The following is a 12,386-nucleotide window of genomic DNA, read 5'->3' on the forward strand; positions in this document are numbered from 1 at the left end:
GACAAGGATGGAGAAACATGCTGTCACCTGAAGGAGACGTCTCTATTTGCGGAACTTCTGGCCTTCACGAAGGTGCCGCTCCACCGGAACCAAGATGTCTGCCTTGGTGATGAAGCCCTTGCCACCGCGGTCCAACCCCTTGTTGGGCTCGTAGCCCCTCGACCCCTTCGCGTAACAGACGAAGGACGCGTCCTTGCCGAGCGCTTCTGGACAGAGGATGCACGCGTAGACATCACCCAGATTGTCTAGAGGGAGCTTCGACCGCGCCTTCCACATGCGGAAGTACTTGGCGACGTAGTCGAGCTGCTCGACAGCGCTCATCCGCACCAGTGCGGACAGCTTGATGTCGAGCGCATCTTTTCCTTCGTTGATGGCCGTGAACTGAATGAGACCGAACGCCTGATGCCCAGCCCGGTTCGGTGTATCGGCCCGGAAGGCATTGCCTGTCTCAAAGGCCATGCACGCCATCAAATCATCGGCATTCATCTCCAACTGCTCGGCGATGATCAGCACCTTCCTCCGAAACGCCTCCGTCACATTCGGGTGGCTGCCGTAGATGAGCGTGCCTTCGATGCGGCGCGGTGTTCCCTCCAGGTCCAGGTGGATGGCAGGAAGCGCGCTGGAGTGGTTGGCATTCGCCCGCTCCACCAGACGCGCTTCAATCCGAAACCGGCCCTTGCGCCGCATCCGCTCGACGAGCGCCGGCTCCCGGAGACGCGCCACCACCCGTCCGCGAGCGTCGCATTGCCCCGCCGCCCCCTTCGCGACCTCATACCGGAAGGGCACGGCACCGAAGACAACGGGCTCCGCGACGTCAGCGAAGAACTCATACAGGCGGAATTCGATGACCTCCCCCTCCTTTCCATTGGGAATGTGGAGGGCCTGACAGCGGACTTCCAGGATGGACGTATCATCCGTGAGCTGGACGAACTCGGCGCGAAGTCCCTGGAGCTGGGGAACGCCTGGGTACTCCACGGAGAAGGCCGGTGGCGCGGCCACCCATTCGTCCCAGAGCCGCGCATCCGGCTTTGAGACTCGCCCCTGGATGAAGACCTTCTGGCGGATTCGAGGATCGTCGAATCGAACGAGCGCCTCGTAGTAACGAGGATTCCCATCAAGGGGCCGCGCCTCCAACCGAAGCACCTCGGTCTCCCGAGAGGCCGTTGGCTCCACGGGACGCAGGTCGTCGCAGATCGAAAAGACAGGCGAGGCCTCACGCCAGTAGTCGAGATCCCCGATGACCTTCACGGTGATGAGCAGGTGGTTGTCGCGAGCCCCCAGCCAGACGTCCCCGAAGCGAGGCATGCGCGAAGGCCGGACCGCCAGCTCCTTGGAGGCCAGTGCCGTCACCAGCTCCTGGCGCACTCGGTCCTGCTTCTGTCGCGCGGGCGCCCTGGCCGGCGTTGGGGCCTCCAGCCACAGGTCCTCGTCCTCGAACGCGAGGAACTGCGTCTCATCGAAGTCCAACACCGAGCGGATGGGCACGTATTCATCGGTCCCCGTCAACGAGCGCGGAATCCGCAACAAGGCGAAGCTCTTCCGGCGCAGCCAGTCCTCGGCGTCGAGGAACTGCCGTAGGAACAGGCCCCTCTCGTTGGCGTTCACCAACACCGGCCGCGAGACGGGGTCCATCAGGGTGAAGGACAGGGCCTCTCCTCGCGTCTGAGCCTCGTACCGCCAGTGGGTCAGCTCCAGGGGGAGCTCGAAATCCGGATCCAGATGCTCCACCGTCGCGGTGACTGCGTGGTGCTTGAATTCGAACCCGGTCAACTTCGGCTTCGGGCACACGCATGCCCTGGGCTGCTCCCACACCACGTAGGGCCGCGTCTCCCCCTCGAGGTCTCGGAGCACTTCGAGCCGCAGGTCGAAGGCGTACTCGCCCTGAATGGGCTCACGCCATGGCAATCGGAGACCGTCCCCACTCCAGGCGCAGCCAACTCGCCAGTCCTTCGCGCCCAAGTCGGAAGCGCTCCATTCCAGCGCGGCATAGCGCTGCTCCTCTGAAGCCATCCTCGGCGCCACGCCACGCTTCGGCTCCACGGAGTGGTAGATGGAGAGCCGAAGCGTCGCGCCGGTGAAACGTGCATCCATGTCCGGCTTCAAGTGGAACCGTCGGCCAAACAGGACAGGGACGCTCAGGTCGAGTCCCCTGAGCCCCAGGGGGATGTCGAACTCGAAGGGCTTTTCGAGGCAGCATTCCTGCGCGAAGGGGAAGTCAGGGACGACGGTCATCTCCGCGTGGCCCCGGCCGAAGAAGCTCGCCTCGTAGATGTCCGCCTCGAACTCCAACGTGCATGACCTGCCATTGACACGCAGCGGGACGTTGACCAGCGTGTACTCCCGCGCTGGCATCCCACGCGCGTGCGTCTTGATCAGAACACTGCAGACCGTGTCCGCCGGCAGGTTCTTGTGCGTTCCCTCCAGGATGAAGGCAATCCTGTCCTGAACGGCCCGGTGGCTCCGCAGGGAGAGCTTGAGCTCCGTGGGGGCCACCGCGACGAGATAGAAGACGCCCTCGGCTCCCGGTTCACGCCGAAGCTCGAAGCGCTCGCCGCCAGCATGTGACTGTGAAGCAACGGCTGTTTCCGCCATCACCCTTCCCCCTTCATGGGCACGGCCCCCAGGTCGTCTGACCACCACCACAGATTGGGGCGAATCCGCACGTCGTCGTGTACTCGGGGCACGATCCGCTCGGGCAACGAGAGCTTCAGCTCCCGAGCAAGATCCGCGTCGTTCTGATGAATCGGGACGACACGGAGCACGTATTCCCTGGCGCCCTCCAACGCGGCCTCGACGTCATTGAGATCCACGTCCGCATGCAGCGCCCCTTCCACGTCCGTCAGACCTTGCCCTTGGCGTTCTGGTTTGTAGACAACGCTGCCCTTCTTGAGCTTCAGCGGAAGCCCGGGCGGGCCCCCTGGCAGCGACGGACTGGCGAGTTCCAATCGGAAGGGCCTGCTCACCGGGACGGCCTCCGTCATGACGGCGACCTTCAGGCTGAAGGCATCATGGTAGTGAGACCGAGCTTCGAGCCTGGCGTTGCGCTGCATGGTGTAAGCACGGCCCTTCGCGGGCTGGACGTCGATCCGTTCGTGCCCCAGGGGCACATGCTTGTTCACCACCTCGGCGGTCGGAATGAGAATTCGCTCCTGAACCTGCGCATCCTCGAACCCAAAGGTCCGCACCACGCACCCATTCTGGATGACGGACTGACGTGCGGCGGCTTCATCGAGGGAACTGTGGCCCACCTTGATGATGGGTCGAGCCTTCTCCCAGAAGGTCCGATTCCCACCCAGCAACCGCGAGGAAAGCTGAATCCCCCGGGCGGTGACGAAGACCTTGGGCGCTTCGAGCGAAGGGATGTGAAGGACCTCCGACACCTCGGTGGACCACACCTCCAGCGCCCCCGCTTTGGCGCCGCTCCGCAGCGCGTCGAGCGTCACAGGTTCCCACCGGCTCCCCAGCGTATCCGCCGTCGCCAGACGCGAGTCCCACGCGCTTCCCCCGTTCGGGAAGAACGCGCCGAACTTCACATGGACCTCATGGGTACCTGGGATGCCCTTCCGCAGCTCCGAAAAAGCAGCGCTGGCGTCGAACCGGATGACAAGTTCGCCAGGATGATGTCCCTCCGCTGGCGCTGGGACTCGGACGCGAATCGCCCCCTTGGCCGCGTCCTCCAAGGCGGTGAACCAGCCATCCTCTCGAACCTTCTCAGCGGCATCCTTCAAACGCCGGGCATTCGTGGCCGTGAGCACGATGGACAATCCGTCCTCGGCCAGCGCGGACAACACCAGCAACTGCTTCTCTGAATACGCGCACTGGACACGCTCCACCGCCTCCACGAGCGCCCAAGCCAACGGAGGCTCTGCCTTGGAAGCAGCGGCCTTCAAGAAGGCGCGGTAGGTGAAGTGCCGCGTCACATACGTTTCCAGCTTCTTGAGCGCCCCTTTCTGAATGAAGCCGTCAACGACGCGGAGTCCGGAGGACTCATTGAACGCCGAGTCCTCCCGTCCCTGTACGGGGATGGCCACACGGGCCAGTTCGAACGCAGGTGCCTCCGGGTGCAGCCCTTCCTGTTTCGTGGCCTTCGCCCATGCGCTCAGAAGCACCCAACCCCGAAGAAGCTTTGGGCAGTTCTCCCTGAAGGGAATACGCCAGGAGAACGTTCCATCCTTGTGAGACTCGGGAGCGTAACGAGCCGAGGAAACGACCTGGCTCCCAGGAACCTCCGCCGACTCGCGCCCACCCAGCAACACCGGCGGGAGCACTTCCAATGTCGCCGTTCCCACGAGCCGGGCACCCGGCATGTCGAGCGTGCAGGCCCCCCAACCCGGCAACTCCACCTGTGCGAAGAAAGCACCCTCGGTGCAACTTCCGCTCGCGAGGAAGCAGCGTGTGCCCTCATGCAGCATCTGCAGTTCCACCTCGTCGTCTCCGCTCCCGCGCACCACGGCCCCCACGTCCAGGAGCTCCCCCACCCGGTATGCGACATGAGCGCTTCGTGCTGGGAGCCACCCCACCGCGAGCACGTCCTTCGAGTTGCTCGGGCGCCAGGCCGGCAGGTCCGAGAACCGGACGAGGCCATGCCGGACCATGAGCATCAGGAGCCAGGCGAAGGTGACTGGGTGCGGGTTGTCGACCAGCCCCTTCGCGGGCAATTGGTCGACGTCAGGCGCCGCTGCGAAGAGCGCCTTCTTGCCACCGTTGTCCCCCACGGGCCCGAGGAAGGGCACTTCCTCCGGGTGGGCCCAGAATCCGACTGCCTCCGCGTAGCGTCCCAGCAGCCTCTTGGCCTCGTCCGGCTGCTGGATGTCGGCGATCTGGCTCCCCATTCGAAGCTGACCGTGAATCTCCAGATGCTTCATCACCTGAACGACGATGCTCTCCGGCAACCACTCGTTCAGATGCCTGAGCACCACGTTTCGCCAACGGACGGATGCCAGCCTCTTGAAGTGCTGAAGCTCCTGCTCGAGTGCATCCTGAGCACCGCCGCCCACCTGCAGCAGAAAGCCGGAGCGGTCGGCCGGCTCCACGAAGATTCGTCGAGCCCCAGCCGGCAAGCGCACGTTGAGACGGCTCTGTTTTCCATCGTAAGCGACGTACCGCTCGCCCAAGGGAGGCTCGAAGGTCAGCTTGAGCCAGTAGGTCCCTTCAGGGAGCGCGTCCTTGTAGTTGGTGATGACAAGCTCCGCGGGAAACGAAGGCTCGCCGGCATCACCAGGCGCATCATCGGACGAGAACGCGAGCGCCCGAGGTGATCGAAGAATCTCCTTGAGCGCGCCGTGGTGATACGTCTGCTCGAAGCGGGAGAGACACTCCTCTTCGGGGTTCCCCGCAGCGTGAATCGACTTGGGCGCCAGCCTCATCAGCGCGTCGAGTTCTCCCTTCGACGGGTCGAAGAAGTTGTTCTGGTCCGCCTCCTCGAAGACCTTGAAGAAGTCGCCCAGCCCCAGCGTGTCCTTCGCGAAGTCGAGGAAGTCCTTGAGTTGCCCTGGCTCGGAGGGCGCCAGGATTTCCCAGTGGACGAAGCCATCTCCAATGGCCTTGCTCCGGCTGTCGACGTAGCCAAGGACCGCGCCAGCCTCCAGCTTGAGCAAGGGGTGGCGCAGCGTCACCATCCGCCCCTCGCGCAGTGCTTCATGAATCCCCGTCAGGTCCTGGTCCGCCGGCCTCCAGAGCGCCCGGACATCATCCCCCGGTGCCTCTCCCAGGCGCAGTGTCTCGGGCACGCCCAATCCCGTCCCCACGACGGAGTAGCTTCCCCCCTTCTTCTCGAAGACGTCCGCTCCCGCCTCCGGCAGGGCCTCCTGCAACCACCGTGTCTGGCGAAACGCCTCATGCGCCGGATCAATCACCGTCACCGCTCCGTGGCGCCGCACGAGCAGCTTCAACCAGTCCACGTTCCGGTATGTGTCCGGGTCCTTCCAGTCCGGAGGAACGAGGTGCATGTAGAGGCTGTAGAACGTAAAACGCCGCGGCGGCTGGCCCTCCGTCTTCGCTGCCTCCTCGACATCGTGCCGGACGAGGACGAAGGAGTTGTGGTTGCCCGTGAATTCCCGGGCCAACTCGTGCGCCTCGGGTCCCTCCTCGACACGCTCCTTTTCTTCGAGGGGAGCAGGCAGACCATGGGCCAACCGGACGGCCACCACGTAACCTGGGGCAAAGCAGCGAACCTCTCGCACGCCGGACCCGGCTGCGGAGTTCGCCGTCCCCTCCCGCGCCGAGAAATGCGACGCAGGCAGATGGATTCCTGAATGAAGGTTCCGCCGCATTCCCAATGGGAAGAGCCCACCGGGCGGCATCTCCGTCTCCGTGAGGGCATAGCAGTTGATAGGCCGGAAGCGAGTATCCCCGTGATCGAACGGATATGCGACCGTGCGCATCACGTTGGTTTCGAGAAAACCAGACGGGACGACGGTGGGACGGAGCGAGTAGAGAAAGGCTCCGCCCTTGTGCTCGTCGTGGCGGTAGTCCATGAACAAGTCGTCAGGCACCGCGCTATAGGTGTTCTCCTCGAACAGCTTGCGGGCACGAATCAGGACTACGGGCGCCTGCGCATTCTCCCAGTCGCCTCTGCGTACCCGGATGAGATCGTGCTCACCCGTGACCTGCTTCTTGGCGATTGCATTCAGATCCGTTCCATCCCTCGATCCCGATTCTGGAGGGAAGAAGAGACCGCTTCCTTTCTTGTCACCAATCTTGTTGTTCTGTGTCGCCGGATCAGCAACCACCAGCCAGAGATGACGTCCGGAAGCATCCACCAGCCAAGCGAATCCGACAATCAGAACAAGATGAATGGGCTCAGTCTTATTCGCAGAGAATCCCGAATAAAAGATGACCGGGTTATTGGCGGCAAGCGCCTGGAGAATCAGCGATAATTCCCCCTCAATCAAATTCGGATCGTTCGCAATTCTCGCCGCCTTCCTGCGCCGGTCATCAAGTGAGCATGGCAGAACATGGCCGTATGCAAACCCAAGCACCTTGGAGGCACTGTAATCACCCGCCTCGAACGCATGCTTGTCCTCCATTCCGAACTGCGGAGGAGACACACTCGAGATAGGAACAGGAACAGGGCTGCGATTCGAGACCGAATACCCACCCAGATTGGCATTGAAGGGTGGGGCTGTGGGCTTCGTATGGAACGCTCGCTGCCCACCCGGATATCGCAGATCCACAAACTGCCCCGGCTTGCCTCCGTCCCAGTGCGTCACGAAGCGAGAAGTAAAATCGCCCCCTTGAACCACTTGGTAGTAGTTATAGGCCATTGCACTGGCTGTCCGCCCACACCAATCCCCCGGCCCTTTCGGGTAATGCTGCCCGAGCAATGGGACCTTCAAGATATGATATTCGTCCAGCGCAGACAAAAGCCGCCCTGGGAACTCATAGTCCCACAAGGCCGGATATCGATTTTTCCGAGACACAACGCGCTCCCCCATGAGTGCGTTCACTCAATCCATCTCTGTGCACTCCCCCAGTGCGCCAGATCAATTCCTTGCTTCAAACATCTCGACGGCGGCTCAAAGCCTTGACCAACCCTGCGTCAGGGACCACCTTCCCGACACTCCCCTCCCGTATCGGGATACTTCGAAAGCGCATATGTATAAGCGGCCTTTCCCAAGAACGCGATGTCCGCTCCGGGCTCCGGCAGTTTGAAGCGCTCTTGACGCGCGTGCCGCCCGTAAAAGTCTTCGAGCGTCAGGTCGAGGCTGCTCTCACTCTTCGATGCAGCCGTCACCCAATACCGCTCCAAGCCGCCACCCGGTCCCTCGATGACGACGAGCACCCGCCCATGAATGTCACGCCTCAACAACAGCTTGTAGGGTCTCTTGAGGCAAGCGTTCCATCGCATCCTGGGAACGCCATCCTCACTCTCCAATGACAGCAACGCCCACTCAGAGGAAATTTCCGCAACGCCCTGTGCCGCAGCCTCGCTCAACACATATCGCCCGAAGGCTGGCCACAACTCGTTCTTCGAAGGCATTGCGGCCTCGGAGAAGAGAGCCCTATCGAGGGAATGGGTGATTGCGGAGGTGTTCTCCTCCAGAACCTCACCCTGAACATGAACCTCCTGAGTCCTCTCGAAGTGCTTGTTGTCGAATCGGAACCGACCCCGGTAGACCGTCAAGGTCTCCGCCGTGCCAAACGCGATGACAAACAGATTCTTCTTCGTCTCGGCCCGAACCTTGACGCCGTCGACGAAGAGCGCGCTCGTACCCCCGAGGCACCGAGCCGGATCATCCACCGTGCAGTCGAACTCGAACGGCCTCCGCAGGCTCGGTTTCTTCAGCCGCGCGACGGCCTCCAGATTGCGCTCGAAGAACAACGTCGCCAGCGCTTTCTGGAGGCCGGCGTCCTCTGGAGCCAGCGTGGCGGCACGCAGGGCGCTCTCCTCTCGCTGTAGCAACGTCCGCTTCGGGTCCTTGGCCTCCGCGGCGAGCTTCTCCACCGAGGGCTTCTCGGGGCCCAGAAACGCCCCCACCACGAAGCCTTCCGCCTCTCCGCAGCGCACCCGGGCCCAGCCCCCCTTGAGGGACTCCAGCGTTCGGCACTCCGTCCCGATGGGCAGCTTCTGGAGGATCTCCGCCGTCTTGCCGGCTTCCTTCCGCAGATTCACCGAGGAACCCAGCACGTATGCCGGCGGCGGCTCTCCCCCAGCGGCGGCCACCAGCAGACCTAGCAGCATCGTCTTCATGCCCTGTACCCTTCCCCCTCGGTTGAAGACACTCGCATGCCAGTCCGACGCAGATTCATGAGGAGTTGTTCTACTCAGTGAGTCGAATAAGACCGCGACGTGGGCTTCCACACCACCCCATCAACAAGGGAGACTACGCAGCGACGCTCCTTTCTTGGCAATTCAAGCACCATGCCGAAGACCTTTCTGCTGCTGGGACTGGGACTCGCCCTGTGGGCAAGGCCCGCTGCCTCTTCCGAGCCCACCCCTGCCGCCCCCTCTCCCACATGGCCCGCTCCGGGCGCGCCCCTCACCGTTTCCGAGGTCCGCTTCCCCAAGGACTTTGGAAAGCGACGCATCTACCTGGACGCGGGGCACGGCGAGGAGGGGAACACCGGCAACAAAGGCGTCACCTGCGAGGACGAGGAGACCTTTACCCTCCGAGTGGCGGAAGACCTGGCGAAGCGGCTGGAGGCAACCGGCCACTTCCAGGCGCGCCTGAGTCGCAGGCCGGGCGAGCGCGTCCCCTATCCCACCCGCGTCACCGCCGCCGAGCGGTGGCGCGCCCATGCCATGCTCAGCCTGCACTCCGACTCGCGTGGCACCGCCACGCCCTGGTCTCCAAATCCGGACCAGGAGTGCAACCGGCAGGACTCCGCCCCTGGCTTCACCGTGCTCTGGTCCGAGTCCGCGGAAGCCACCGCGCTCCTCCAGACTGGACGCGCGGGACTGGCCCGCGCCCTGGCGCGCAGGCTGGGCCAGGCGGGCTTCCCGCCCTATGACGGCGTGGACTACGAGGGGCTCTACGCCATCGACACCGCCCAGCCTGGCGTCTTCGTGGCCCGAGAGCCCACGCACAGGCAGATCTTCGTCCTGCGAAAGCCGCGCATCCCTTCCGTCATCATCGAGACCCACCATGCGCTCGACTTCGAGGAAGTCGCACGGTGGCGCGAGCAGCGGACGCTGGAAGCCTTCGCCGCCGCCGTGGCCCAGGGGCTCGTGGATGCGCTCGCGCCCGAAGCATCCCCCAAGCCACGCACAACCCGCCCCCGCTGAACCCGAGCCGCAGCGCCCCGTGACATGCCCCAGGCCATCCACCGGACCTCGTGGTGGATGGCCCGCCATTCATGGGTGAGCGGGCATCATGGCGCTGCCATTCAGGCGGAGTCCTCGCTCACCCCTCGCCTTGCTGTCCCGCCGCCTCGTGCCGCCCAGTGGCGGCGCCGACGTGTTCGACCAGGCGGCGCGCCAGCGTCTCCACCCGCGGCTCCCTGAGCACACTGTAGTGGTCCCCCGGAACGTCCTCCACGGTGAGGCCCGATAGCCCCCAGCGTGCCCACCCGTGGGACGGCTCCACCGCCTGGGAGCGTTGCGCATCCTTCGCACGCAGCAGCAGCACGGGGCACTGAACGGGACCGGGACGGTAGGCCGCCAACGCCCTCAGGTTCGCGCGAGTCACATCACGCCAGGCGCGGAGCGTTGACGCCTCGACCTCGGGAGGCAGCCACCCTGCCTGTCGCGCATGCTCGACGACGGCGGTGAATTGCGCCTCTTCGGTCAGGCCCGAGAGTGCCTCCGGACGCAGGGTGGACTCGGCACCTGCCGTCCGTGCCAGGTCCATGGCCATTCCCGCGAGCAACAACGCCGCATCGGGTTCCCGCGAGGGCGCATTCTCGCCGGGAGCGAAGCTGTCCAGCAGGACCAGGAGCGCCACGGACTGCCCCTGACGCTCCAGCTCTCGCGCCATCTCGAACGCCACCACCCCACCCAGGGACCAACCCCCCAGCACATAGGGGCCCTTGGGCTGACGCTCGCGCATTGCGTCAACGTAGCGGCGGGCGAGCGCCTCCACCTGTTCCAGTGGAGGCTCGCGTCCATCGAGCCCCGCGGCCTGGAATCCGTAGAGGGGCCGCTCGCGCCCCATGCTCCGAGCCAGCGCACGGTACGGCCCCACGGCGCCGCCAACGGCATGCACGAGGAACACAGGCGTGCCGGCACCTTCAGGCTGCAATGCCACACAGTCACGCGCGCCTGCTTCCGTGTCCGAACTCAGCAACCAGACCGCGAGCCGCAACACTGTCGGCGCCTCGAAGAGCGCGCGCAGCGGCATGTCCACGCCCAGCTCCGTGCGGACACGCGCCACGACTTGGGTTGCCAACAACGAATGGCCTCCCAGTTCGAAGAAGTCGTCATGAAGACCGACACGTGGCACGCCCAGCACCTCCGAGAAGATGCCCGCCAACACGCGCTCTGCGTCCGTGCGCGGCGTGACGAAGGTCTCGGCGGCAACGCGCGACCGCAGGTCTGTAGCAGCCAATGCCTTGCGGTCGACCTTGCCGTTGGGCGTCAGCGGCAGTGCCTCCAGCACCACCACCACCGACGGCACCATGTACTCCGGCAGCTTCTGCCTCACGTACTCCTTCAGCGCCCCTCCCTCTCCCCCCGGCGCCACCACGTACGCCTCCACCCGCTTCTCCTGCCCCTCTCCCCTCACCACCGCTGCCGCTTCCTTCACCTGCGCGTGCTGCTTCAGCGCCTCCTCCACCTCCCCCAACTCAATCCGGTAACCCCTCACCTTCACCTGCGCGTCCCGGCGCCCCAGAAACTCCAGCACCCCACCCTCCTGCCACCTCACCTCATCCCCCGTCCGGTACACCCGCTCCCCCTCCCCAAACGGCGACGGCACGAAGCGCTCCGCCGTCCACTCCGGCCTCCCCACGTACCCCTCCGCCAGCCCCTCCCCTCCCACGTACAACTCGCCCCTCACCCCCACCGGCACCGGACGCATTCCCTCGTCCAGCACGTACACCCGCGTATTCCCCACCGGCTTCCCAATGGGCACCGTCAACCCCACGTCCTCCTCTGCTACCCGGTGCACTGTCGTGAATGTCGTCCCCTCCGTCGGCCCGTACCCGTTGAGGAGGATGCCCCCTCTCCTCACCCGCTCCCTCACACGCCCCACCGACAGCACGTCTCCTCCCGCCAGCACCTGCCTCACTCCACTCAGCGCTTCCGGCTGGTACGCCTGCATCTGCTCGAAGAGCGCCGCCGTCAGCCACAGCGACGTCACCCCTGCCTCCTTCAGCCTCCGCCCCACCGCCTCCAACTCCAGCGGCCCCTCCGGGTACACCACCAGCTTCCCCCCGTGCAGCAGCGCGCCCCATACCTCCAACGTCGACGCGTCGAAGCCCGTCGGCGCCAGTTGCAGCCACACCTCCTCCGGACCGAAGTCCGCCACGCCGCTTCCCTTCACCAGCCGCGTCACCGCTCGCTGCGGCACCGCCACACCCTTCGGCTTCCCCGTGCTTCCCGACGTAAACATCACGTACGCCAGGTTGCCCCCTCCCACTCGCGCCTCCGGGTTTGTCTCCGGCTGCCTGGCAATCTGCGTGGCCCACTCCGTGTCCACGCTCACCACCAGCTCTCCACCCGCAGCCACCTCGTCCGCCAGCTTCTCCTGCGCCACCAGCAGCGCCACCCCCGCCTCCCGCTTCATCCACCCCAGCCGCTCCAGCGGGTAGCTCGCGTCCAGCGGCACGTACACCCCACCCGCCTTCAGAATCCCCAGCGCGCTCACCACCCACTCCAACGAGCGCTCCACGCACAACCCCACTCGTACCTCGGGCCCCACTCCCATTCCCCTCAGGTGGTGCGCCAACTGGTTTGCTCGGCGATTCAACGCCTCGTAACTCACCTGCTGCCCTGCCCACTCCAC

The 12,386-nt window shown here is 64.8% G+C and carries 5 protein-coding genes; 1 reads left to right on the forward strand and 4 read right to left on the reverse strand.

Features of this window, described 5'->3' with window-relative positions:
• Positions 1-42: 42 nt before the first annotated feature.
• The 3 genes from BLU09_RS34825 to BLU09_RS34835 form a co-directional block, all read right to left on the reverse strand.
• A complete protein-coding gene (locus BLU09_RS34825; protein ID WP_090495430.1) occupies positions 43-2,592 on the reverse strand; it encodes a hypothetical protein in 2,550 nt (849 codons plus the stop codon).
• Positions 2,592-7,265, reverse strand: coding sequence for a hypothetical protein (locus BLU09_RS34830; RefSeq protein WP_244172293.1), 4,674 nt, complete (start codon positions 7,263-7,265; stop codon positions 2,592-2,594). The genes BLU09_RS34825 and BLU09_RS34830 overlap by 1 nt, the downstream gene beginning before the upstream one ends.
• 275 nt (positions 7,266-7,540) lie before the next feature.
• Positions 7,541-8,692 carry an SH3 domain-containing protein gene (locus BLU09_RS34835; protein ID WP_244172294.1) on the reverse strand — a complete coding sequence of 384 codons (1,152 nt, stop codon included), beginning with the start codon at positions 8,690-8,692 and terminating at the stop codon, positions 7,541-7,543.
• Between the two features lie 171 nt (positions 8,693-8,863).
• On the opposite strand from BLU09_RS34835, the gene BLU09_RS34840 reads away from it, so the two are divergent.
• A complete protein-coding gene (locus BLU09_RS34840) occupies positions 8,864-9,727 on the forward strand; it encodes an N-acetylmuramoyl-L-alanine amidase family protein (RefSeq protein WP_090495436.1) in 864 nt (287 codons plus the stop codon).
• Between the two features lie 118 nt (positions 9,728-9,845).
• Here BLU09_RS34840 and BLU09_RS39965 read toward each other — a convergent pair.
• On the reverse strand, positions 9,846-12,386 hold a 2,541-nt coding region (locus BLU09_RS39965), incomplete at its 5' end, for a non-ribosomal peptide synthetase (protein ID WP_143043252.1).

This window comes from Myxococcus virescens (assembly GCF_900101905.1).
Classification (GTDB): domain Bacteria; phylum Myxococcota; class Myxococcia; order Myxococcales; family Myxococcaceae; genus Myxococcus; species Myxococcus virescens.